The sequence below is a fragment of the Yoonia sp. GPGPB17 genome (assembly GCF_037892195.1).
Taxonomy (GTDB): domain Bacteria; phylum Pseudomonadota; class Alphaproteobacteria; order Rhodobacterales; family Rhodobacteraceae; genus Yoonia.
The window spans coordinates 3,338,123-3,360,833 of sequence record NZ_JATACI010000002.1; the positions used below are offsets into that span (position 1 = coordinate 3,338,123).

The 22,711-nt window shown below is 58.3% G+C and carries 27 protein-coding genes and 3 pseudogenes; 12 read left to right on the forward strand and 18 right to left on the reverse strand.

The genetic code is table 11. From position 1 onward, the window contains the following. Window positions 1-13: 13 nt before the first annotated feature. Window positions 14-736, forward strand: a complete 723-nt coding sequence (locus QTO30_RS17615; RefSeq protein WP_340425358.1) for an AzlC family ABC transporter permease — start codon at window positions 14-16, stop codon at window positions 734-736. After that, window positions 733-1,070: pseudogene (locus QTO30_RS17620) on the forward strand (AzlD domain-containing protein). The gene QTO30_RS17615 and the pseudogene QTO30_RS17620 overlap by 4 nt, the downstream one beginning before the upstream one ends. On the opposite strand, the gene QTO30_RS17625 reads toward QTO30_RS17620, so the two are convergent. The 4 genes from QTO30_RS17625 to QTO30_RS17640 form a co-directional block, all read right to left on the reverse strand. After that, window positions 1,054-1,668, reverse strand: coding sequence for a hypothetical protein (locus QTO30_RS17625; RefSeq protein ID WP_340425359.1), 615 nt, complete (start codon window positions 1,666-1,668; stop codon window positions 1,054-1,056). The pseudogene QTO30_RS17620 and the gene QTO30_RS17625 sit on opposite strands and share 17 nt — an antisense overlap. Before the next feature lie 6 nt (window positions 1,669-1,674). Beyond that, entirely contained in the window at window positions 1,675-1,809 is a 135-nt protein-coding gene (locus tag QTO30_RS17630; RefSeq protein WP_340425360.1) for an aa3-type cytochrome c oxidase subunit IV, read from the reverse strand. A 65-nt stretch (window positions 1,810-1,874) separates the two neighbouring features. Continuing rightward, window positions 1,875-2,354 (reverse strand): DUF6173 family protein, encoded by a 480-nt coding sequence (locus QTO30_RS17635; RefSeq protein ID WP_340425361.1) that lies wholly within the window; start codon window positions 2,352-2,354, stop codon window positions 1,875-1,877. Continuing rightward, window positions 2,351-2,812 (reverse strand): Lrp/AsnC family transcriptional regulator, encoded by a 462-nt coding sequence (locus QTO30_RS17640; RefSeq protein ID WP_340425362.1) that lies wholly within the window; start codon window positions 2,810-2,812, stop codon window positions 2,351-2,353. Before QTO30_RS17640 ends, QTO30_RS17635 begins: the two co-directional genes overlap by 4 nt. Window positions 2,813-2,917: 105 nt before the next feature. Between QTO30_RS17640 and QTO30_RS17645 the strand changes: the two genes are divergently transcribed. Both QTO30_RS17645 and QTO30_RS17650 read left to right on the forward strand, forming a co-directional pair. Next, window positions 2,918-3,157, forward strand: coding sequence for a DUF6356 family protein (locus tag QTO30_RS17645; RefSeq protein ID WP_340425363.1), 240 nt, complete (start codon window positions 2,918-2,920; stop codon window positions 3,155-3,157). Then, on the forward strand, window positions 3,132-3,674 hold the full coding sequence (locus QTO30_RS17650; RefSeq protein WP_340425364.1) for a class II glutamine amidotransferase: 543 nt from the start codon (window positions 3,132-3,134) through the stop codon (window positions 3,672-3,674). The genes QTO30_RS17645 and QTO30_RS17650 overlap by 26 nt, the downstream gene beginning before the upstream one ends. Window positions 3,675-3,928: 254 nt before the next feature. Here QTO30_RS17650 and QTO30_RS17655 read toward each other — a convergent pair whose 3' ends face one another. Continuing rightward, window positions 3,929-4,966: an MBL fold metallo-hydrolase gene (locus QTO30_RS17655; RefSeq protein ID WP_340425365.1), complete on the reverse strand. Its 1,038-nt coding sequence runs from the start codon at window positions 4,964-4,966 to the stop codon at window positions 3,929-3,931. Next, window positions 4,966-6,671, reverse strand: a pseudogene (locus QTO30_RS17660) (acyl-CoA dehydrogenase). The gene QTO30_RS17655 and the pseudogene QTO30_RS17660 overlap by 1 nt, the downstream one beginning before the upstream one ends. 114 nt (window positions 6,672-6,785) lie before the next feature. Between QTO30_RS17660 and QTO30_RS17665 the strand changes: the two are divergent. Further along, the gene (locus QTO30_RS17665) at window positions 6,786-7,733 is read left to right on the forward strand and encodes an L-threonylcarbamoyladenylate synthase (protein ID WP_340425366.1); all 948 of its coding nucleotides are present in this window, start codon (window positions 6,786-6,788) and stop codon (window positions 7,731-7,733) included. Between the two features lie 3 nt (window positions 7,734-7,736). Here QTO30_RS17665 and QTO30_RS17670 read toward each other — a convergent pair whose 3' ends face one another. The 4 genes from QTO30_RS17670 to ubiA all read right to left on the reverse strand — a co-directional run bounded on the left by QTO30_RS17670 (window position 7,737) and on the right by ubiA (window position 11,015). Then, window positions 7,737-8,063 carry a hypothetical protein gene (locus QTO30_RS17670; protein ID WP_340425367.1) on the reverse strand — a complete coding sequence of 109 codons (327 nt, stop codon included), beginning with the start codon at window positions 8,061-8,063 and terminating at the stop codon, window positions 7,737-7,739. A 9-nt stretch (window positions 8,064-8,072) separates the two neighbouring features. Beyond that, window positions 8,073-9,566, reverse strand: a complete 1,494-nt coding sequence (locus tag QTO30_RS17675) for an OmpA family protein (protein ID WP_340425368.1) — start codon at window positions 9,564-9,566, stop codon at window positions 8,073-8,075. 74 nt (window positions 9,567-9,640) lie between these two features. Then, a complete protein-coding gene (locus QTO30_RS17680; RefSeq protein WP_340425369.1) occupies window positions 9,641-9,994 on the reverse strand; it encodes a hypothetical protein in 354 nt (117 codons plus the stop codon). A 55-nt stretch (window positions 9,995-10,049) separates the two neighbouring features. Continuing rightward, window positions 10,050-11,015: a 4-hydroxybenzoate octaprenyltransferase gene (gene ubiA, locus QTO30_RS17685; protein ID WP_340425370.1), complete on the reverse strand. Its 966-nt coding sequence runs from the start codon at window positions 11,013-11,015 to the stop codon at window positions 10,050-10,052. 12 nt (window positions 11,016-11,027) lie between these two features. Between ubiA and QTO30_RS17690 the strand changes: the two are divergent. The 5 genes and pseudogenes from QTO30_RS17690 (at window position 11,028) to QTO30_RS17710 (ending at window position 15,236) form a co-directional block, all read left to right on the forward strand. Then, a pseudogene (locus QTO30_RS17690) lies at window positions 11,028-11,749 on the forward strand (16S rRNA (uracil(1498)-N(3))-methyltransferase). After that, window positions 11,746-12,462, forward strand: a complete 717-nt coding sequence (locus QTO30_RS17695; RefSeq protein ID WP_340425371.1) for a hypothetical protein — start codon at window positions 11,746-11,748, stop codon at window positions 12,460-12,462. Before QTO30_RS17690 ends, QTO30_RS17695 begins: the two are co-directional and overlap by 4 nt. Beyond that, window positions 12,459-13,298, forward strand: a complete 840-nt coding sequence (locus QTO30_RS17700; RefSeq protein WP_340425372.1) for a GNAT family N-acetyltransferase — start codon at window positions 12,459-12,461, stop codon at window positions 13,296-13,298. The genes QTO30_RS17695 and QTO30_RS17700 overlap by 4 nt, the downstream gene beginning before the upstream one ends. Further along, window positions 13,291-13,809 (forward strand): hypothetical protein, encoded by a 519-nt coding sequence (locus tag QTO30_RS17705; RefSeq protein WP_340425373.1) that lies wholly within the window; start codon window positions 13,291-13,293, stop codon window positions 13,807-13,809. The genes QTO30_RS17700 and QTO30_RS17705 overlap by 8 nt, the downstream gene beginning before the upstream one ends. A gap of 56 nt (window positions 13,810-13,865) precedes the next feature. Further along, window positions 13,866-15,236: a glutamate--cysteine ligase gene (locus QTO30_RS17710; RefSeq protein WP_340425374.1), complete on the forward strand. Its 1,371-nt coding sequence runs from the start codon at window positions 13,866-13,868 to the stop codon at window positions 15,234-15,236. Window positions 15,237-15,273: 37 nt separating this feature from the next. Here the strand turns inward: QTO30_RS17710 and QTO30_RS17715 are convergent, their stop codons facing one another. The 8 genes from QTO30_RS17715 to QTO30_RS17750 form a co-directional block, all read right to left on the reverse strand. Next, on the reverse strand, window positions 15,274-15,618 hold the full coding sequence (locus QTO30_RS17715) for a hypothetical protein (protein WP_340425375.1): 345 nt from the start codon (window positions 15,616-15,618) through the stop codon (window positions 15,274-15,276). A 14-nt stretch (window positions 15,619-15,632) separates the two neighbouring features. After that, window positions 15,633-16,055, reverse strand: coding sequence for a hypothetical protein (locus QTO30_RS17720; RefSeq protein WP_340425376.1), 423 nt, complete (start codon window positions 16,053-16,055; stop codon window positions 15,633-15,635). Window positions 16,056-16,078: 23 nt separating this feature from the next. Continuing rightward, a complete protein-coding gene (locus QTO30_RS17725; RefSeq protein WP_340425377.1) occupies window positions 16,079-16,606 on the reverse strand; it encodes a GbsR/MarR family transcriptional regulator in 528 nt (175 codons plus the stop codon). A gap of 64 nt (window positions 16,607-16,670) precedes the next feature. Then, a complete protein-coding gene (plsY, locus tag QTO30_RS17730) occupies window positions 16,671-17,282 on the reverse strand; it encodes a glycerol-3-phosphate 1-O-acyltransferase PlsY (protein ID WP_340425378.1) in 612 nt (203 codons plus the stop codon). Continuing rightward, a complete protein-coding gene (gene pyrC / locus QTO30_RS17735; protein ID WP_340425379.1) occupies window positions 17,282-18,565 on the reverse strand; it encodes a dihydroorotase in 1,284 nt (427 codons plus the stop codon). The genes plsY and pyrC overlap by 1 nt, the downstream gene beginning before the upstream one ends. Window positions 18,566-18,646: 81 nt before the next feature. Then, a complete protein-coding gene (locus QTO30_RS17740; RefSeq protein WP_340425380.1) occupies window positions 18,647-19,168 on the reverse strand; it encodes a hypothetical protein in 522 nt (173 codons plus the stop codon). Continuing rightward, window positions 19,165-19,743: a hypothetical protein gene (locus QTO30_RS17745; RefSeq protein WP_340425381.1), complete on the reverse strand. Its 579-nt coding sequence runs from the start codon at window positions 19,741-19,743 to the stop codon at window positions 19,165-19,167. Before QTO30_RS17745 ends, QTO30_RS17740 begins: the two co-directional genes overlap by 4 nt. Next, window positions 19,740-20,690, reverse strand: a complete 951-nt coding sequence (locus QTO30_RS17750) for an aspartate carbamoyltransferase catalytic subunit (RefSeq protein WP_340425382.1) — start codon at window positions 20,688-20,690, stop codon at window positions 19,740-19,742. The genes QTO30_RS17745 and QTO30_RS17750 overlap by 4 nt, the downstream gene beginning before the upstream one ends. A gap of 104 nt (window positions 20,691-20,794) precedes the next feature. Here QTO30_RS17750 and QTO30_RS17755 point away from each other — a divergent pair, with 104 nt between their 5' ends. Together QTO30_RS17755 and moaB are read left to right on the forward strand one after the other, a co-directional pair. Then, a complete protein-coding gene (locus QTO30_RS17755; RefSeq protein ID WP_340425383.1) occupies window positions 20,795-21,580 on the forward strand; it encodes a uracil-DNA glycosylase in 786 nt (261 codons plus the stop codon). A gap of 573 nt (window positions 21,581-22,153) precedes the next feature. Continuing rightward, window positions 22,154-22,696 (forward strand): molybdenum cofactor biosynthesis protein B, encoded by a 543-nt coding sequence (gene moaB / locus QTO30_RS17760; protein WP_340425967.1) that lies wholly within the window; start codon window positions 22,154-22,156, stop codon window positions 22,694-22,696. Window positions 22,697-22,711: the final 15 nt, after the last annotated feature.

Below are 22,711 nucleotides of genomic sequence, written 5' to 3' on the forward strand. Positions count from 1 at the left end.
CTAGGGCAAAGCCATGACGACTTCTACTGTGAAAACACCTGCGAAATCTGCCTATTGGGCAGGCGTGCGCGATGGCGCACCGTTCATTTTGATGGCGGTGCCCTTCTCGGTTCTTTTTGGGGTCATTGCCACCGATGCCGGACTCACACTGGCGCAGGCGATGGGATTCACCGTACTGGTGATCGCGGGGGCTGCTCAGTTCGCGGCCATCCAGTTGATGGTCGAGAACGCGAGCATTGCTTTTGTGCTGTTGGCTGCCTTGGCGGTGAATTTGCGGATGGCCATGTATTCGGCGTCTTTGGTGCCCTATCTGGGGGCGGCGCCGTTGTGGAAGCGCGCATTTATTGCCTACCTGAACTTCGATCAGACCTACATCACGTCAATCGCGCGTTATGAGGCGCGGCCAGAGATGACGGTCGCAGAGCGCGTATCGTATTTCCTTGGGGTAGCCACGCCAATTACGCCGTTTTGGATGGGGATGACGTTGGTGGGGGCCTTGGCCGGGCAGGCGATCCCCGAGGCTTGGGCGCTCGATTTCATCATGCCTATTATGTTCTTGGCGATGGTCGCGCCGATGCTGAAGTCACTAGCGCATGTGTCGGCTGCGACAGTGTCTGTCGCAGTGGGGTTGGCTCTGGTGAGTATGCCTGCGGGAACGGGGCTATTGATCGCGGCGGGATCGGCGATGCTGACCGGTGCACTGGTTGAAGTTTGGATGGAAAGACGCGCGCGATGAGCTATTCGACTTTTGAAATCTGGATGATCATCGCCATCATGGGGATCGGGACGTTTCTGATCCGTTTTTCATTTCTGGGGCTGATCGGGGATCGCCCGATGCCGGCGTTTGTGTTGCGCCTCTTGCGTTATACGCCGGTGGCTGTGCTGCTTAAGCCATGGTCGCACCCTTGGTGCTGTGGCCTGCGGCGACCGACGGGCAGTTTGATCTGATACGCGTGCTTGCCGCCCTCGCCACCGTCCTGATCGGAGTATGGACGCGCAACGTGCTTTGGGCGATTTTAGGGGGTGCTGTGACCCTTTATGCCGGGATGGGGATCACGGCTCTCCTCTGAGGATCGCGGTGATCTCTGCCAGAGCCAGTGTTTTGTCATCGGCATCATCTTCACGGTATTCCAGTGTTGTGACACCGGGCAGTTGTGCGAAGTCGTCGTGAATGCGGTTTGGGCTCCATGTCTGGCGGAACCCTTCGAAACCGGGCAGCTGGCGCAGCATACGTGATGTGACGCGCGCGCAATTGGCCTGCGGCACGGGCCCCGCTGCGAATGATAGGTTGAGCGCTTGTTCTGCAACCTCGGGTGTCACATCTGCCGTTTGACCAACCACATAGTATGTCTCGCGCGCATGGAAACTGACGTAGAACTTCTCAAGCCGAGGGGTCACGCCAAAGAGGACATCATTGCGTTCTGGCATGACATCTTGCTTGAAGGACCCGGCTGGATCAAAAAGCACCCGTTGGCTGGCATTGATCAGCAGGGCCGTGTGGGCCCCGTTGCCGGAACCAACGTTTTTCATTGTATAAAGTGTCAGGTAGTTGCGACCGGGTTCGCGATAGATCGCGCGGGCGACCACATCCTCGGGCGCCCAGACCTCTTGTGCCGAGCATGCAGACAACGCCAACGGCAGGCTGATCAAAAAATTACGGCGATCCATCAGGAATTAGATAGCAATAAGTGCCAGAAAGATGAGGAAGACGATAATTGCGACAGTCGCCTTCGTTGTCATGCTCATGAAACCATCAAAGGTCTTTTCCTGAACTTCAATGTCCATTTCGCCGTGTTTATGTTCAGCCATCTTTCGGCTCCTTCATCATCTGATTTGTTACTCGCATAGACGATTCATTTGGTCCTGTCACGCCGTCAGGTGGTCACATCTTCATCGCCGTCCAAAGCAGAGGCGAGTCGAAATCCGATCCGGTTAGGTTCTGGCTGGTCGATGTGTTTGGGGCTGGCCACAAGCGTCACGTTCAACTGGCTGACGTGTTGGATCAGTTGCGTGCGTGCACCGCTTTCGTTCATGCCGTAATAGGTGACGATATCGGGGTCGTAGTAGCCCAGACCTTCGATCTTGATCACGCCGGTCATGCCACCGGCGAGGCCCAATCCGACCTCGTGGTCGTTATCAAGCTGCTTTTCGAAGTTCTGGATGTACATGATGATCCGCTCATAGGCCCACTGTGCGGGGCTTTTCTGGGCAACTGGTTCTGACAGCGCCTTGGGCATATCTTGCGTTGTGGCAGGCCGTGTTGCCGGGTTGGTGTGAACTTCATGGCATTTAGGCAGGATATCATTTTCCATCAGCTCGGCTGACGTATCGATCTGCATCGTTGTCTTGGTCATAACGGCACCGCGGTTGTTTCCTTGATCTCCTCCATAACGAAACTTGCTGAGATATCCGATACAGAAATGCGTGAGGTGAGCCGTTTGTAGAAGGCGTCATAGGCGGGCACGTCGGCGACGCGGACCCGCAACACATAATCAAGATCCCCTGTCATGCGGTAGGCACCGACAATTTCGGGGAAACTTTGCAGGGTGGCCTGGAACTGTTTGAGCCAGTTTGCATCATGGGCGTTGGTTTTGATCAGCACCATGGCGGTCAGAGGAACGCCAACGCGGGCCGGGTCAACCAAAGCGACGCGACCTGTGATCGTGCCGGATTGCTCCATCGCCTTGATCCGCCGCCAACAGGCATTGCGTGACAGGTTGACCGCAGCGCTGACGTCATCGACCGAGAGGGTGGAGTCGGTTTGCAGGATACGCAGGATTGCGCGGTCTATCTGATCTATTTCATGGGCCATAAATGGGATGATATCCCAAGAAACACATATTATACAATCTGATTTGGGATATTCGTATGCAATCCCTTGGTTAGTTTGTTCCAAAGCTAACAAGGAAATCTAACTATGTCTGACGCCTCACATTCGACGCCGCGCAAGAACCCGTTCACAGCGATCTTTCTGGATCATCCTGCCACAGTGGATGAGACGTATTTTCAGCATATGCGTTTTGCGTTCGGCTTTGCATTCTGGCTTGGCGTCGCGGCCCTTGCTGCCTTGGTGCATGCGTTCATTCCTGCCCTTTGCGAAACCACGGCGAGCCGCATTTTGAAACGCCTGCATGCCCGAATTGAGAGCCGTCACTAACATGTGCCGTATTGCGTCCTATACCGGCCCGGAAATTCCACTTGAGAACATCATCGTGCGCCCGGCCCACTCATTACTGGAGCAAAGCCAGCATGCCGCCGAAGCCAAGCTGGCCGTCAATGGCGATGGCTTTGGCATCAGTTGGTATGGGGCAGATGAGACGCCCGGTATTTACCGCGATGTTCTGCCTGCTTGGGCCGATGACAACCTGATCAACCTGTGCCGGATGGTGCGGTCGCATCATTTCATAGCGCATGTCCGCGCCTCGACCATGGGTGAGACGAGCCGAACCAACTGCCACCCGTTCAAGTTTGGAAAATGGTCGTTCTGTCACAACGGGCAGATCCCGCATTTCAGGCGTATCCGCCGCCAGATGTTGGCAGCCCTCCCTGATGACCTGTTTGAAGCACGGCGCGGTACAACCGATAGCGAAATGATTTTTCTGACATTGCTGGCGAACGGGTTGGATCATGAGCCCGCTGCTGCAATGCGGGCGACTCTGGATTACATCGGGTAGGCGGGGGAAGAGGGGCCAATCAAGCTGACCTGTGTCTTCTCGGACGGGCAGACGCTTTATGCCTTCCGCCATGCGTCTGGAGGGCATGCCCCATCGCTTTATGCCTCGGGCGTGTTGGACAACGGGGGGCGTTCGTTGGCGTCCGAGCCTTTGTGTGGCGTAGCAGATCGTTGGACGGAGGTGCCAACTGACACGATTTGTGCGCTAACAGCGGACGGATTGGCGATGACACCACTTGCGGATCAGGTGGCGGCTTAGACCGCCTGAAACACCCATGCGCCATCGTCGCGCATAGTGCGCGTTGCTTGCCCTGCTTGGTGCAGATGGTTGAGGTGGGCGACAGCCTCGACCAGTGCCAGACCGTATTCGCCTTGGCCAATGGTCCGCTTGAAGAGTGGCAGAAAGCATTCGCCAGCGCTGCGTGGCTGATCCAGATGCGCCAAGAGCCGTTTAAGCGCGCCATGATGGTTTTCGATCAGTTGTGTCAGTCGAGTGGGTAACCCGGTGAAGGGCAGTTTGTGACCGCCCAGAACAAGCTGATCAGTTTGCGCAATGGCCTGAAACTTTTCGCATGAACGCAGCCAGTCGGTGACGGGGTCTGCGTCGGGTTCGGTCGGATAAACCCCAAGGTTTGGGCTGATGGACGGCAGGAGCTGATCGCCGCCGATGACGAGGTTGTCATCCCGGCTCCAGAATGTCGCGTGTTCCGGCGCGTGCCCGTCGCCCATGCGGATATCCCAAACGCGCCCACCCATTGTGATGGTATCGCCGTCGGTCAGTCGGGTGTAGCCGAGGGGAAGGGGAGCCACGCAATCGGCGAAATTGAAGGGGCGTTCCGTGCTGCGCCGCTTGAGCTCGTCTGCCGCCATACCGGCGCGGGTGTAGAAAGTGAGCGCCTCGGCGTTTGGCACCTCTTGCACATCCAGCGTCAGCATCCGCGCCATCAGCCAGCCGGTGCGCGGCATGCAAAGCTCGGCGCCTTGTTCCATGAACCATGCCGCCAGTCCGACGTGGTCGGGGTGGTGGTGGGTCACGATCACGCGCGAGACCGGTTTTCCGGCAAGTGGCCCGTCCAGCAGCTTACCCCAGATCGTGCGGCCACGTTTTGAGGCGAAGCCAGTGTCGATCACCGTCCAGCTGTCGCCGTCATCCAGCGCGTAGATGTTGACATGATCCAACGCCATCGGCAGGGGCAATCGCATCCACAAGACACCCGGCGCAACCGTGACCGCCTCGCCCTCAGCGGGCGCGTCCGGGAATGGATAGCGAATGCCGCTTTGGTCGTCTGGCATCAGGCGGCGAGGTCGTCTGCGGAGATAGCCATAAGGTCGTCTGCCCCTTCACGTGCGTGCGCCAGAAGGCCCACATGTTCGGGTAACATACGCTTGATGTAAAAGGTTGCAAGGCGGGCGCGGGCCGCATCGCCCTTGACCGCGCTTGCCAGATGCACATGCCCGCCAAGGACCCGCGCAAAGGCGCGCAGATAGGGGACGGCACCGGCAAAGCGATTGTTCAAATCCTCTTGCGCGACGAGCCATTCGGTTGTTTCGCGCAGGGATTCCGCCGATTGCCAGACCGCATCTGCAAGGTCAGGATGAGTAGCCTTGGCCAATTCGGCCCCTTGTTCGATTTCTTCAAGGATGCGGAAGGCGGCCTCGCCTCCGTCCATCAGTTTACGTGCGACAAGATCCATCGCCTGAATACCGTTGGTGCCCTCGTAGATCGCCGTTACGCGGACGTCGCGGGCGTATTGGGCGGCTCCGGTTTCTTCGACAAAGCCCATGCCGCCATGCACCTGCATGCCAGCGGCAGAAACTTCGCTGCCGATATCCGAGCCGAACGCCTTGCTGATCGGTGTCAGAAACGCAGCGCGGGCCTGCCAGCCATCGTCATCTGTTGCCATTGCCATATCAATGGCAACAGCATTCATCAGCGTGATCGCACGGGCCGCATAGGTGTCGGCCTTCATCGTCGTCAGCATGCGGCGCACATCGGCGTGTTCTATGATGGTGCCTGACCCGGACGCTTTGCCCTGTTTGCGGTCATTGGCGTAGGCAAGCGCATGTTGCAGCGCGCCCTCGGCAACGCCCACACCTTGAACACCCACCCCCAGCCGCGCGTTGTTCATCATGGTGAACATCGCCGCCATGCCGCCATGTTCTTTGCCGACAAGCCAGCCTTTGGCACCAGCGTATTCCATCACGGCAGTGGGTGAGCCATGCAGGCCCATCTTGTGCTCAAGACTGACCACCCGCAGGTCGTTCTTTGCGCCGGGGTTGCCGTCGGCATCGGGGATCAGCTTGGGCACCATGAACAGGCTGATGCCTTTGGTGCCGGGGACGCCATCGGGCAAACGGGCGAGAACAAGATGGCAGACGTTTTCGGTGAAATCGTTGTCCGCCCAGCTGATGTAGATTTTCTGACCTGTGATTGCATAGGTGCCATCGCCGTTCGGTTCGGCTTTTGTACGTAGTGCGCCGACATCAGACCCGGCCTGGGGTTCCGTCAGGTTCATTGTGCCGTTCCATTCGCCGGAAATCAGCTTGGGGATATACAGCTCTTTGATCGCATCGGATGCGTGGTGCTCCAGCGCTTCGATCTGGCCTTGCGTCATCAGCGGGCTGAGTTGCAGGGACAGGCAGGCGCTGGACATCATGTCGTTGAGCGCGGTTGTCAGCGTCATTGGCAGGCCAAGGCCGCCAACCTCTTGGCTGGCGGACATGCCAATCCAGCCGCCCTCGGCGATCGCGGCGTAGCCCTCGGAGAAACCGGGGGATGTGCGCACGACACCGTTTTCGAGATGTGCAGGATGCAGATCGTTTAAGCACGGTTCAATGGCGCGAGGATTTCCTCGCACATTTTGGCACCCTCGCTGAGAATCGCCTGGGTCATATCGGGTGTTGCTTCGGCGAAGCGATCTGTTGCCGTGACCTCATCAAAGCCGACCACATGGTCCATCAAGAAATGAAAATCGCTGACTGGCGCGCGATAAGGCATTGTTCTCTCTCCAAAATATGCAGCCGCTTGGCAAAAGCGGGTACGAGGGCTATGCATCCCTTCATACGGCCAACCTATCGTAGCGCGGCCCCCCTTCAACTAAAACGCCACGTCATGAATAATGAACAATTGCTGATGCTTCGCCCGGATGTTGCCGGTTTGGAAAAGGCGGCTGCGATTTTGGCGGAAGGTGGCTTGGTGTCCTTTCCAACAGAGACGGTCTATGGGCTGGGCGCAGATGCCTGCAATGACACCGCTGTTGCGGAAATTTACAAGGCCAAGGGGCGTCCGAGTTTCAATCCGTTGATCGTGCATTTGGCCGATGTTGAGGCAGTTACCGATTTCTGCAAAATGAATGATACAGCGCATCAGTTAGCTGCTGCGTTTTGGCCGGGGGCTTTGACGCTGGTTTTGCATTTGACGGAAGGCGCTGGTGTATCAAAACTGGTTACGGCTGGATTGGACACTTTGGCGGTGCGGGTGCCGGATCATCCGGTGGCGCATGGGTTGCTGACGGCCTTTGGCGGCCCCGTTGCGGCCCCGTCAGCGAACCCGTCAGGCCGGGTCAGCCCGACGACCGCGGCGCATGTTGCGGCGGGGTTAGGGGGCAAGATTGATGCCGTCGTTGATGCCGGGGAATGTCACGTTGGTGTTGAATCATCGATTGTCAGCTGCGTTGGCGAACCAGCATTGCTGCGTGCGGGTGGAATTCCGGTTGAAGCCCTGGAGGCGTGTCTGGGACAGCCCTTAGCTGTGCCTCAAGACCCGGATGTACCGGCAGCACCGGGACAGTTGGCATCCCATTACGCGCCGCAGGGCAGGGTGCGTTTGAACGCAGCCTCCGCAGAAGAGGGCGAAGTCCTGCTTGGGTTTGGCCCGGTTGAAGCAGCACTGAACCTTTCGGTTGCTGGCGATTTGACCGAAGCCGCAGCGCGTTTGTTCGCCTGTCTGCATGCGTTGGATGGGATGGGCGCCAAACGCATTGCGGTATCGCCCATTCCAGACCATGGGTTGGGCCGCGCTATCAATGATCGCCTGAAGCGTGCCGCTGCACCCCGCTAGTGCTTAACCGGCGTTCTGGCGCTCGATATAGCCGCGTAGCTCTTCCGCCTCACGCCGCGCTTCACGCAAACCGTCCATAGCTGCCCGCAGTTCGGCCTCGGTCTGGCTGAGCTGGTTTGTGATCTCAGCCTCGCGCTGCTGCAGATAGGTGATCGCCTGGTCGCGGGTTTCTTCAGCCTCGTGCAGCGCTTGCGCCATCTTATCCAGCTCACCGATTTCGGCCTTGGTCACGCGGGTGAAGCGATTGACCAGCCAACTGGCAAACCAGCCCAGCATGAAAGCTACAAAGAGGATCACAGCCGTCGCAATGATGAATTCGGTTCTGTTCATGGGGCTGGTCTATTCGCTTTCTGCCGCAGTGTCATCTGCTGGTGCAGGGGCTTCTTCTTGGGGTTGTTCATTGTCGGGTTCTGCTGCCAACTCGTCCAGCGTTGACGTTTCCTCGACCGTCGATTCTGGCACGATGAGGCTGAACTCAATCCGGCGGTTTCTCTCACGCCCTTCTTCGGTATCGTTGTCGGCGATGGGGTTTTCCTCTCCAAACCCGATGGATTCGAAGGTTGAGACAGGAACGCGCCGTGCGCGCAACGCCGTCAGGACCGCATCCGCCCGATCTTGAGAGAGCTGCTGGTTCATAATTTCGCGCCCTTGGCTGTCGGTAAAGCCCGACACCCGGATCGGCAGGTCACCACATGTCTTGAGGATATCTGCGATGTCATCGACCACGGGCTGCGTGTCAATTGTCAGGTCGGCAGAGCCGGGATCAAAGGTGATTTTGCGCCCTTCGGTCGTGGCGATGATTTGCGCAATGCATTCTTCCGGCGTGGGAATACCTGCGATGGGATCGAGTTCCTTGACATAGGTGACATCAATCTCAAAATCAGCGGTCTGTCCCAATTTTTCGATCAGCAGGCGCGAGATGACGCCACTGGCATCTTCATTTCCAGTGTTGCCGCGGATTTGCAGTTTGTCGGCTTCGACAATGACCGCACCGTTGGAAAGCTCTGACAGCGCCTCAATCCCGGCAAGGACACGTACGGACCAGCCCATGGGCAACCCATCGGCGATCCGTGTCCCCATAGTGATGTCGCGTTGGGCAAAACGGGCGCTGGCGAAGTTTTTCACAACGGTGTTGGTGATGTCATCCGGCACACGGCCCCGCAACTGCACAGTGCCTTCGGGGCTGAGGGTGGCGGTGAACCGCGGCAGTTCTTCGGATGTTTCTGTCGGCAGCTCTGGCAATTCAGCCGTCAGCGCGAATGCCTCTGGCAGTGAGTTTTCCAACCGCCCTACGATATTGTCAAAAGTGGCCTGTCCGGTACCAACAGGTGCGATCAGCGTGATGTCAGTATCTGCGATGGTGATCGTCCCGCCGCCCATGCTGTCGACGGCCGCGATGGATTGCGCCACCGCATCGCCCCATGTGCGGGATGGTGCGCCCAAGGCCAGGATACAATTGGCCCGATCTTGAAAACCGGCTTCAGATGCAGTGGTCAGGATTTGTCGCCGCGCTTCTTCGGTGTCGGCGGTGCAGGCATCAAAGCGCGCGCCATTGGCATCCAGAATAAAACGTGTGGTGAAAGGTGAGATCACAGGGCGCGGCGCGCTGATTTCAACGGCTAATCGTACGCCCTCGGGCGTATTGCGCGCCAAGGCGATTTCGAGTTGACGCTTTTCTTCGGGGCTGTCCGAGATCGCGTTGACAATCACCCTGTCGGCGTTGACCGAGATTTTTGACTTACTCAGCATTTCGAGCGCGCGCAGAGAATAGCTAAGCGATGCACGCCATGTTTGCGGTGTTGGATAGTCCGCCACTTCAAGAAGATCGGTCACCGGCAGCCCGTCTGCGATATCGGTGATGCGCGTGGCCAGGGCCTCGCGGTCAGTCGTTGCGGGGATCAGGCCTATCAGTGATACGCCCGCATTGTTACGCAGGATTTCGATCGCGAACTCGGGTGGGGTGATGATCTCCGATCGGCGACGGACAGATTGTCGATGACCCGGCTGGCGTCGACCATGCCGCCAGCAGCAGAGATGGCGCGAAAGCGCACAGCCTCGGTCGGCGCTTCGCCTTCGAGGATGACCTGGAGCCCGTCGCCCAGAACCGTGGCCCATTCATACCCCTGATCTACAAGCGTTTCCTGCACCGCCAGCACGGATCGTTCTTCGACCACCGACACAGTCGTTTGCGCTGCGGCGACCGATAGGAACGCGGCGGCGATGAAAACGATCAGGCGGGTGAAAACTGCTGAGAGACGCATAGGGTTCCGGTTCTTGATATAGCCTCTGCATAGGCCCACCAGCGGCGGGGTTCAATCACACCAAAAGAGCTAAGGCGAAAAATGGCAGGGGGATCAGCCCGGCATCCCGGTTTGAACGGAATATCCTGAGTAAACCGTCGCTGTCTTCGGGATCAAAACGCGTCAGTTGCCATGTCAGGTGCCAGCCAAGCGCCCACGGCCCGCCGATGGCGATCACCAGTGACAGCGGTGAGCGTTCGGAGGCCGCCAGCAAAACCGCGAAACCGAAGAGGATGATGGTGACCGTCAGGAAGAAGCGCAGCCACTTGCGACTGTCTTCTCCGAACAGGCGTGCGGTGGACTTCACGCCGATGAGCGCGTCGTCTTCAGCGTCTTGGTGGGCGTAGATCGTGTCGTAGAACAGCGTCCACGCAATGCCAGCGCAGTAAAGAACGATGGGCACGGGGCCGATGCTGTTTGTGTGGGCAGCCCATGCGAGCAAAGCCCCCCAGTTGAAGGCCAAGCCCAGGAACAATTGCGGCCACCATGTGAACCGCTTGGCGAAGGGATAGATGGCCACCGGTGCCAGCGCGAGGATGCCGAGGAAGATGGCGGTAGGGTAGAACGTGATCAGGATGAAGAAGGCGAGAATTGCTTGGGCGGCCATCCAGATCAGTGCCCCGCGCACGCTGGCTAGCCCGGCCGGGATGGGGCGTGATCGGGTCCTTGAAACCGATCCGTCGATGTCGCGATCCGTGATGTCGTTCCATGTGCAGCCCGCACCTCGCATCAGGAATGCGCCGATGCCGCAGCCAACGATGATCCAGATGTCATGCTGGCTGTAGCTGTCGGTTGCGAGGATCGCGAGGGAGAGCCCCCAGAGGCAGGGGGCATAGAGCAACCAAGTGCCAATGGGTCTGTCCGCCCGGCTGAGCCGTAGATACGGGCGGCTGAACGCAGGCGCGAACCGATCAACCCAGTTGTCCTTTACGGCGTCTGCGACGGTGCCGGTCGGCTCTGGCACTTCGGTGTCTTCGGTCATATGGTCCGCCTCATGGCATCCAAGGTTCGGCTTTATGTAGATCACCCATTGGGGGAAGGGCAATCGGTTCCGCTGTCGCGCGAGCAGGCGCATTACCTGTTCGGTGTGATGCGGTTGGCGGAAGGGGCCGTTTTGTCGCTCATAAACGGGTCTGACGGCGCGTGGGACGCAGAGGTAATGAAAGCGGCAAGAAGGGCGGCGTTTTGATGTGTTCTGCGCAAACGACCCCTTTGCAGATGCCCCCGGATTTGTGGTTGCTGTTTGCACCCATTCGCAAAGAACGCACCGCCTTTATCGTTGAAAAGGCTGTGGAAATGGGAGCGGCACGGGTCATGCCGGTCCAGACAGATTTCACCCAGAGTGCCAACCGTATCCGGCAAGACAAGCTGCAGGCCCATGCGGTTGAGGCGGCTGAGCAATGCGGCGGGACCTTTGTCCCGCCGGTGGATGAATTGGCCAAGCTGGACCGTGTGCTGGCGGATTGGCCTGACGGCCGACAGTTGATGTTTTGTGACGAAGTGTTGATCGGTGATCCGGTTGGGTTGCCGCAGGTTGAGGGACCGTGGGCGATCCTGATCGGGCCGGAGGGTGGGTTTTCACCGGCAGAGCGTGACCGGCTGCACGGGCTGCCCTTTACGCATCCGGTCAGCCTTGGGCCACGTATTCTGCGGGCGGATACGGCGGCAGTTGCTGCCTTAACCGTATGGCAGCAAGCGCTTGGGGATTGGGCATGAGCACAGCCCCTTTGCTGCGCCTGTATCTGTTCTTTGCGACCGAGAATGATCAGGCGCTGATTTTGCGCCGCGCGGGCAAGAAGCTTTACAATCTGATTGGCTGGGACCGCGCGACGGATACCTTCACCGAAGGCCAATGGCTGCGCAAAACGCTGCGGGAAGAGGATTGCGCGCTGTCGCCGGATGGGCGGCATTTTCTGTATGCCGTTATCAATGCCGATCCCAACCAGCGCGCCGGTGCACAATACACCGTGATTTCACAAGCACCTTGGTTCACGGCCCTTGCCTTGTACCCGCAAGACCATGTCTGGCGCAGCGGCGGTTGGTTTTTGGACAATGGGCATTATCAGCTTTACGAGCCGATGGAGGTGACCGACATCATTGGGCGGGCTGCGGGCTTGCATCGGGTTGTGGCGGGCAAGATCACCAAAGATTGCCGCACCGGATTGCGCTTGGTGAACGGTAAGCCAGCCCCTTTATTCAAGGCATTACGCGAACGCCTTCTGGCTGGTGCGCCTGTCCCGCAGCCTGACGCTTTTGACCGCTACGAGGTGCAGGGTGGGCGTTTGTATCGCACGGTTGGTTTGGATCTGGAGCTGATCCGCGATTTCACTGAGATGACGCCTCGGTTTGAGCCTGCGCCTTACAGTATTCCGCGCGAAGGTGCCGACGGCCAACAGTGGCATCCTTTGGACCAAGAGGATGGGGCATGATCCGCGCAACCCCGGAAGATCGGCCAGCAATTGAGGCCTTCCTCAAGAAGCATATCGCGACGTCGATGTTTCCGCTGTCGAACTTGCGTCAGCATGGGATGAGTGGTGGGCATCCGCGCGCCATGCAGTTTTGGGTGCGTTGGGAAGCGGGTGAGATTGCCGATCTGCTGCCAGTGTCCGAGCAAGGCGGCGTGTTTCCACAATGCCCAACGGCGCCTTGGGGTGCGGTAAAGACCGTCTTAACCGGGACGACTGTAAAGGGCATGCTGGGCGACGCGCGTCAGATTGCCGAGCTGCGCGCGGTTTTGGGGTTGTCGGGCCAAGGCGGTTTGGATCAGGAAGAACCGCTATATGAACTGGCGCTAGGGGACTTGAAGATGCCGGACTGCACGGGCTTCAACATGCGTCCGTTGGCTGCTGCGCCGCGCACTCTTATCATAGGTTGGCGTCGCGCCTATCTGGAGGAAGTCCTACCTATGCCGGGTGAGGACTCCGAACAGAAGGCCAAGGATGACATTGAAAGCTACATCGCCGCCAATAGCCACCGGGTGCTTTACCGGGGCGATACCCCCGTGGCGATGACGGGTTTCAATGCGGTGTTGCCGGAGGCGGTGCAGATTGGTGGGGTTTACACGCCGCCTGCTGCGCGATCCCGTGGTTTGGCGCGGACGGCTGTCGCGATGCACCTGCAAGAGGCACGGTCGCGCGGTGTCGCACATGCGATCTTATTTGCGGCTTCACCGCAGGCGTGCAAAGCCTATGAGGCGATTGGATTTGCGCGCACTGGCGACTTCACCATCCTGTTTTACGAAGAACCACAGGTGATCTATGGGTGATTTTTTGCGTCCCGAAGTGCGTGCATTTTTCTGGCGCTGGCGCGAAGTGCTGTTGGCCGGTGTTGTGCTGCTTTTGGGTATTTGGTGGGCGCTGACCGGGGTCGGGATCAATGTCTGGCTGGGCTACATCTTTTGCCTCATCGGGATCGGTTGGGGTGTCGCAGGCGTGCAGCGCGCGCGTTTTGCGCAAGATGGCGACGGCCCCGGCGTGGTACAGATCAGAGAGCGTAGATTGGCCTATTTCGGTCCGCTCGACGGGGGGATCATGGATGTGGCAGACCTCAGCCGGTTGGAGATTGATCCGACCAGCCACCCGGATCCAAGTTGGGTTTTGACCAGTATTGAAGGCCAAGTGCTTTCGATCCCGATCAATGCGAAAGGGGCGGAAGGCCTGTTTGATGTCTTTGCCGCATTGCCGGATATCAAAACCACCGCTGTGCTGGATGTGCTGTCACACACACCTGATGCGCGCGTGACCGTGTGGAGCCGGGTGAAGCCGCTCTTGCATTGACACCGGGCTTCGGGCAGTTCACCGATATGATCTGACCAACAGCGGAGCGTACGCCCATGTCCATCCCTCAATCCGGCGGCGGCCCTATCGAGCATCATGACCAGCTGGCCGAGGTGCTGGCGAAAGGGTGCAAGCCCAAGGAAGATTGGCGGATCGGGACGGAGCATGAGAAGTTCGGGTATTGCAAAGATACTCTGAAACCGCTGCCTTACGATGGTGAACGCTCAATCAAGGCAGTGCTTGAGGGGCTCGAAGGCCGCTTTGGCTGGGACCGGGTTGAGGAAGAGGGCAAGATCATCGGCCTGACCAAGGATGGCGCGAACGTCAGTTTGGAGCCAGGTGGCGCGTTGGAATTGTCAGGCGCCCCGCTAGAGACGATCCACCAGACCTGTGACGAAGTGAATACCCATCTGGCCGAGGTGAAATCGGTCTCGGATGAGATCGGAGTAAAGTTTATCGGCCTTGGTGCCGCCCCGGAATGGACGCATGAGCAGATGCCGCTCATGCCCAAGGGTCGCTACAAGCTGATGAACAACTACATGGAGAAGGTCGGCACCATGGGCACGGCGATGATGCGCCGGACCTGTACTGTGCAGGTGAACCTTGATTTCGGGTCTGAGGCGGACATGGTGCAGAAGATGCGGGTGGCGATTGCGTTGCAGCCCGTCGCGGCAGCCCTGTTTGCCAATTCCCCGTTCTTTGAGGGGCAGGTGAATGGCCATAAATCGTGGCGGTCGCGCATCTGGCGCGATCTGGATGCAGATCGGACCGGGATGGTGCCCTTTGTCTTTGAGAGCGGCTTTGGGTTCGAGGCTTGGGTACAGTGGGTGCTGGATGTGCCGATGTACTTTGTCTACCGCGATGGGAAATACATCGACGCGCTGGGCATGTCGTTTCGTGATTTCCTGAAGGGTGAACTGCCCGCACTGCCGGGTGAAAAGCCGCTGATGTCGGATTGGGCGGATCACCTGACCACCGTGTTTCCAGAAGCGCGCGTAAAACAGTTTATCGAGATGCGCGGTGCTGATGGCGGTCCATGGCGCCGTCTATGTGCGCTGCCGGCGTTCTGGGTGGGGCTGATGTATGATCAGACCGCTTTGGACGCGGCGTGGGACCTGTGCAAAGGCTGGACAGCAGAACAGCGCGAGGCATTGCGCGTTGCGGCTTCGGTCGATGGGTTGCAGGCGCAGGTTGACGGGATCAACATGCATGATCTGGCGCGCGAGGTCGTTGCGATCTCTGAGGCTGGGTTGAAAGCCCGCGCGATGCCGGGTGCGGGCGGGTTAATTGCCGATGAAACGCATTTCCTGAACGCGCTGCACGAGACGATTGAGAGCGGCAAGACCCCTGCCGATGAATTGCTGGATCACTATCATGGTGACTGGAATGGCGATCTGAAGCGGATTTACGGCGAATACAGCTATTGAGGGTGACACCCCGGAGTTGCCGCCCGGGGTGTATCTATTAGGTTGTCGCGGAACGTGCTGCCGCTTGGGCTACGACGTCGCGCAAGGTGGCGATGGCATGGGTAAAACCTAGACCCAGACCGAGTAGCGAGACACCGATTGCCGCCAAGACAGTTTCAACGTTGATGCCTGCCAGTGCGGTGAAAATGCCCGCTGCGATGATCATCACCGCACCGGTCCCAATGGCGACAAAACCAGTCACGATGGTCAAAGACCCGGCCTTGGCCGCACGTCCGGTTGCAGGGCAATCCGACAAAGCGTCGCCGATGCGGAAGATCATGTAGGACAGGCCCGCCAGCGCGCAACCGGTAACAAAGAAGAAAGTGGTGAATACAAGTGACATGATGTATCCTTTCGTTAGGTTTGGAGAACACGAATATTTGGATGGAATAAGGCGTAGAGCGATCCAAATGCACCGCCATAGAGCGGGGCAAAGATCAGACCGAAACCAGCAAAGAAGACGATCGCTTCGTTCGCTTGACCGGCGTTTCCGTCTGCTAAAGCCATAATCCCAACAATGACGGCCAGGATGACATTGCCCGCCAGCCCCAGCAGCGCATAGGGCTTAAACCCGGGTTTGATCCGTCCTACCGCCCAAAGCAACATGGGTGTTCCTATGACCAGATAGGGGATAATGCCGAACGGCAGCGCGAAGAGCCCTATGATCGTCCAAAAGCTGAAAAGCGTCACAACCAGAGGTGCGCAAATCAGCGCAAAGACGAAGGCGGTCGGATTGACGGAATACCGGGGGCTTTCTTTAAATTCTGTTGTTTCTGTCATTTCAGAAATTCCTGAGTAAAAAATTAACTGGATTTGGGTAGGAAACGCGCAATCCGTGCGCCCAGCTTCAACGCGGCCATTTGCACACTACGGGGCAAGCGCGCGACGTCCATGTACCACGCGTCAAACATCTGCATTGTCTGAAGCGTTTCAGCCATACGTTCTTTGATATGTGCCGGGGTTGTATCATCCTTTGCGTCCGCCGCGACCCGTTCGAGTGCTGCGATGGTGGGCGCGAATTCCCGGTTGCGGCGTCCTTCAATCACCACATGGGCGAGTTCGAACATATCGCGTACAGAATGAAACTTGTCTCTGCGGTCGCCCAGGTCGCGGCTCACGCTAACCAGTTTCCAAGCTTGCAATTCCTTCAGGCCGGTCGACACGTTGGACCGTGCGAGGTTCAGTGCCTTGCAGATTTCATCTGCGGCCAATGGTTTGGGTGAGAGATGCAAAAGGGCATGGATTTGCGCAACGGATCTGTTCACCCCCCATTTGGTACCCATTTCCCCCCAGTGGAGGATGAAATCTTGCGTCGCCGCCGAAAGCTGCATTGCTTTTCCTTACTTTCTGTAATTACAGAAATAGCAGGAAAGGCAGAAACATCAAGGTATTCGCTTAGACGCTTTTCGCGCCGATCTTGGTTTCTTCGCCTCTGCGCAAGCGGGCGATGTTTCCGATGTGACGCAGGAAGATGAGAAAACACAAAACTGCCGACAGAAAAAACATCGTGCCATTTGTGATGAAGCCGATAATCAGGGGGATCCACCCGGCAGTAACCAAAGCTGCCAGCGATGAATAACGGGTGATCGCAGCGGCAACGAGCCAGATCGCGCAGGCAATCAGCCCGATTTGCCAATTCACCGCCAGCAGGATGCCAAAGTATGTCGCGACCCCTTTGCCCCCTTTGAACCGCAGCCAAATAGGAAAGCAATGCCCCAAGAACGCCATCAGCGCGCCGAGTTGGGCCGCGTCTTCGGCGGCGAGTAGTCTTGCCGCCAGTACGACGATTGCGCCTTTTGCGGCGTCAAACAGCAGCGTGAGCGCTGCAGCTTTCTTGTTGCCGGTGCGCAGGACATTTGTGGCCCCGATGTTGCCCGAACCGACCTCGCGCAGATTGCCAAGGTTCATCAGCCCCGCCAAGATCATACCGCTGGGGATAGACCCGGCCAGATAGCCGATCACTGCCCAAAGCGCCAATATGGCATATGTGCTTTCGATACTCGGCATTACGCGCTCTCCCAAATCCGCTGGCCGCTGACCCATGTGCCAAGGACGCGGCCTTGCATGCGTGCGCCATCGAAAGGTGTATTCTTTGATTTTGACAAGAGTGCGGCGCGATCAAGTTGGAAAGGCGCGCCGGGGTCAAACAGGATCAGATCGGCTGGGGCGTCGGCCTGCAACCGCCCCGCGCTGAGGCCCAGCAGGTGCGCTGGGTTCAGCGACATCGCACGGAACAGGCGCGGCAGGTCGATCATTTCGGCGTGGTAGAGGCGCAGCGCAGCGGGCAATAGGGTTTCGAGGCCGACAGCGCCACTGGCGGCTTCTTCATAAGGCAAACGCTTACTCTCTTCGTCCTGCGGCGTATGCATCGAACTGATGATGTCGATTAGCCCTTCGGCGACGGCCTGGACCACCGCGACCCGGTCTTCTTCGCTACGCAGGGGCGGTTTCAGTTTGAAGAAGGTGCGGTAGTCGGCCACATCAAACTCGTTGAGTGTCAGGTGGTGCACGCCAATACCGGCGGTGATCCTGAGACCGTTGCGTTTGGCCCGTTCCAGTGCTGGCAAGGCGCGGGCCGTCGTAATCTGATCGACATGATAACGCGCGCCGGTCATCTCGAGCAGGCTGATATCGCGGTCCAGCGCCATACGTTCGGCCATCGGGCTGACGCCGGGCAGACCGCGGAGCGAGGCGAATTTGCCGGACGTGACGGCAGCGCCTTCTGACAGTCCCGGTTCCTGGACGTGACCAATGACCAGCGCATCCAAAGACCGGGCATAAGTCAGTGCGCGGCTGAACACTTTTGTGTTGGTAACAACCCGGTCGCAGTCGGTGAAAGCGACGGCACCCGCATCTTGCAGAAACCCGATCTCGGTCATCTCGCGCCCCTCGCGTTCCTTTGTAAGGGCGGCCATGGGCAAGACATGTACGGGGGCGTCTTCCTGCGCGCGCCGTTCGACAAACTCCAGTGTTTCAGGCGTGTCGATGGCGGGCAGTGTATCGGGGCGGGTGACGATTGTGGTCACACCGCCAGCGGCTGCGGCAAGACCGGCCGAGCGAAAGCTTTCCTTGTGCCGCTCGCCGGGTTCAGAGACTTTCACGCCAATGTCGATAATACCGGGCGCCAGGCACTGGCCAGCGCAGTCGATGACATTCGCGGATTTGGGTGGGGTCGCGCCTGCCTCAAACACCTCTTTGATCACGCCGTTTTCAATCAACACAGCGCCCGGTCCGTCGGTTAGGGCGACCGGATCAATCAGGCGGGCGTTGGCAAAGAAGGTGGCGGTCATATGCGAGGTCCTGGGCGCAAAGCTTCAAGGGGTTTTGGCGGGAAAACCATGTCAGGGCAAGTCTTCAGTGGGGCGGCACATCTAACCGCCCACCCAGATCATCAGGCCCACTAAAGCGAACATAGCCAGCAAAGCATACATCGCGACCATCCCGCTCATGCGGGCATTTGATTTTGGTGGCTTGGTAGGCTTGGGGTTGAGCGTACCTGCGGCTGCGTCTGAGGTCAGTGGTTCCGGGGCAACGATTTTGGCGGTTGGGATGTAGGTCGTGACATGCCTCAAACCGTCGGCAAGGGTCAAAGTCGTCTCAATACCGCCTGATGCCCGGGAGAGTACGAGGATCGCATGGCCTGTGATCCCGTTGACAGACGCCTTGTCCACAAGATCGGGGGCCATATCATAGCCTTCCGCGATGTAAGCACTGAGTGTCATGTCGCCGAGGTCCTTGATCCGCACAATGTCGACAAAGTCGGGGTTCAGGTCAGCCTCAAAAAGGTACTCCAGACCGCGTGGCGTCTTTTCGATCACGTCACCAGGGAGGTCCGCATCCGTCGCAAAAACCCGGATCTGGCCATAGTCATCAGCGGGAATGGTCAGCGTCATTGCGCCTCTCTCTGGATTTGGCGGATCATGGCATAGACCTCTTGTCCGTCCTTAATATTGTCGAACCCGATCTTCTGGGTTGTCTTGTCGCCATCGCTGTCACGGTCATGGACCGTTTTGAAGCGTACAGTGTCCAGCTTTCCCTGGGTCAGCGTGATGACGTCATCGGGCGCAATCACATAGGTGGTCAGGCTGTGTTTGAAAAAGGACGTTGCGAGATAAGCGCGTTTGTTGGTCAGCGCATAGCGGGTGAATTTATGTCCATTGAAGGCATAAAGCCACGAACCGATAGTCATCCCGGCGCCTGCGCCTAGAAACGGGATAGAAAAGGCCGTCATGAATAGGCCCAGACCCAGATCAGCAACGCCATTCATACCCAAAAGCTGCCCCAGACCCATCGCGGCGGTCGTCAGACCTGCGATCAGGAACGGCAAACCGAAGGCGCTCAACGCGATCGTACCAATGTAGGAATGCGGACCCGGCTCTGGCGCACCCTGCCATAGCAGCACTTCGCCGGGTTCAAAGTAGTCGTCCCAGCGGTCAAGTGCGGGTGGCTGGACGAACCGGCGGATCATACCATCACGGCCTTGCGCCCGGTGCGTAGATTTTGTGCGAGCAGGTCCATTGCGGCCATACGTACGGCAACGCCCATTTCGACCTGTTCCTGAATGACTGATCGGTTGATGTCATCGGCAATAGTCCCATCAATCTCGACCCCGCGGTTCATGGGACCGGGGTGCATAACGATGGCGTCGGGCTTGGCATGCGCCAGTTTGGCGGCGTCCAGCCCGTAGCGGTGGAAGTATTCCCGCTCTGACGGGATGAAACCACCGTCCATGCGTTCCTTTTGCAGGCGGAGCATCATGACGACGTCAACGTCTTTCAGGCCCTCTTCCATGTTCTCGAACACCTCAACACCGAAATCCGCAACGCCAGAGGGCATCAGCGTTGGCGGCGCGATCAGACGGATACGATTTTCCATCTTGCCCAGCAGCATGATGTTGGAACGGGCCACGCGGCTGTGCGCGATATCGCCGCAAATGGCGATGGACAGGCGATGCAAGCGGCCTTTAGCACGGCGGATTGTGAGCGCGTCGAGCAGCGCTTGCGTCGGATGTTCGTGCTTGCCATCACCTGCATTCAGCACAGCGCAGTTCACTTTCTGCGCGAGCAGATCGACCGCACCCGAATGCGGATGCCGCACGACCAACAAATCGGGGCGCATCGCGTTCAGTGTCAGCGCCGTATCAATCAGCGTCTCACCCTTCTTGATGGATGATGCCTGCATTCCCATGTTCATCACATCGGCCCCCAGCCGTTTGCCTGCCAGTTCGAAACTGGCCTGCGTGCGGGTGGAATTCTCAAAGAACATGTTGATCTGCGTCAGCCCGGCCAGCACATCGCGGTGGGCGACCCCACGCCGGTTATGATCCGCATAGCTGTCTGCCAAATCCAGCAATGTGGTGATTTCTGTGGGATGCAGAGGTTCAATGCCCAAAAGATGCTTGGCGCGGAATGTCATGGGACCCTCTTAGCAGATGTTCGAGGTCTTATAGGCGGGTCAGGTGCCTGCATCAATGCCGCAAGCACTGCACATCCCAAGCGATCCAGCATAACATAAGGGCGATGGATTCGCGCGAGACATATTGGACCGACCGGGCACTCTTGGAGTGGCAAGTCGAATTGGGTGCGACAGATGCTATTCTGGACGCACCTGTGGATCGCTATGCGTTCGAGGCCGCGAAACCAGCGCCGAAGGCGGTGACGCCTGAGAAGCCCGCGACGGTGGTTCAGGTGGAGACACCCGAGGTCGATGTCGTCAGGCTTGCCCGGACGGCGGCAGAAAAAGCGCATGATCTGGACGCCCTCTCAGCTGCGATGCAGGCCTTTGATCATTGTGAGTTGAAAAAGGGCGCGCGTAGTTTTGTGTTCTGCGACGGCAATCCGGCAGCGCGGGTGATGATCATCGGCGAAGCGCCTGGGCGCGAAGAGGATCGTGCCGGACGTCCCTTTGTGGGCCGTGCGGGGCAGTTGCTGGACCGGATGTTAGAAGCAATTCAGATGGGTCGTGCTGCGGATGATGCGGCGCGCAGCGTCTATATTACCAACGTCCTGCCGTGGCGTCCGCCATCCAACCGCACACCGGAGAAAGCCGAGATCGCAATGATGTTGCCGTTTCTAGAGCGGCATATCGCTTTGGCTGATCCTGAGATCATTGTGTTGATGGGGAATACGCCTTGTCAGGCCTTGTTGGGACGGACGGGGATTACCCGGATGCGCGGCAATTGGGTCGAGGTCTTGGGCAAGCCCTGTTTGCCGATGTTCCACCCGGCCTATCTGTTACGCAATCCGATTGCCAAGCGCGACGCTTGGGCGGATTTGCTGGCATTGAACGCCCGGTTGAGGGGCTGAGAAAGGGTTGCGATGAAACGACTGGTACTGATTGCAGCGCTTAGCGCCGGACCTTTGGCGGCTGATCCTTTGGACTTGATTGACTATGAAGCACTGTTTGAGGACAGAGCGGCGGATGTCATGGATGTCTCTGAAACCCGCTCACTGTTGCGCATCGGTGATGTCACGCTGATCCGTGATGAGAGTTTACCGCGCGGCTATACAGGTATCGACGAAAGCGGTCAGGGGGCCATCGGCTGTTTTGTGAGCATTTTGGCTACGATAGAAAGTGCGATGCAGGCCTGTGAGTCTGAGCTGCCTGCAGACCAAGTTGAAATGCAGATGGCTTACCGGACGCAGGCCCTGAAGTTCTATGCAGAGAATGTGGTGCCCGCGTCTTCGGTTGAGAGGGTTGAAGAACGGTATAACGCCCTTGTCTCTTCACAGATCGAAGGTGCGCGCCCATTTTGCTCCAATCTCGACCTCGTCACTACCCTCGCTGATCGTATCTTTTCGGCTGATGGTGCAGAGGAAGTGAGCGGGATGATGTCGACCCCCGCCTGCCAGTTGCCAACCCCTGTTTGTGAGGATCAGATGAGCCGGATTGATGAAACGATGGACTTTGTACCGATCCGCATTGCTGTGCTGACGGTCAGCGATACCCGGCAGATGTCTGATGATAAGTCAGGACAGACGTTGGTGGACCGGATTGCTGCTGCTGGCCACACGCTGGCGGACCGCAGGATTATCGCGGATGAGCGGGATCAGATTGCAGATCAGTTGCGTGCATGGTGTGCAGATGATTCCATTGATGTGATTCTTTCGACGGGCGGTACGGGTCTTACAGGCCGCGACGTGACGGTTGAAGCGCACCGCGATGTTTATGAGAAAGAGATCGACGCCTTTGGCACGATCTTTACCATCGTCAGCATGCAAAAGATCGGCACCAGTGCGGTGCAAAGCCGTGCAACAGCAGGTGTTGCCCAAGGCACATACCTCTTTGCGCTGCCCGGATCACCTGGGGCCTGCAAGGACGCTTGGGATGAGATTTTGCTCAAACAACTCGATTATCGCCACCGCCCATGCAACTTTGTAGAGATTATGCCGCGGCTGGACGAGCATCTGCGCCGGAAATAACGCCTGCGTGCGTAT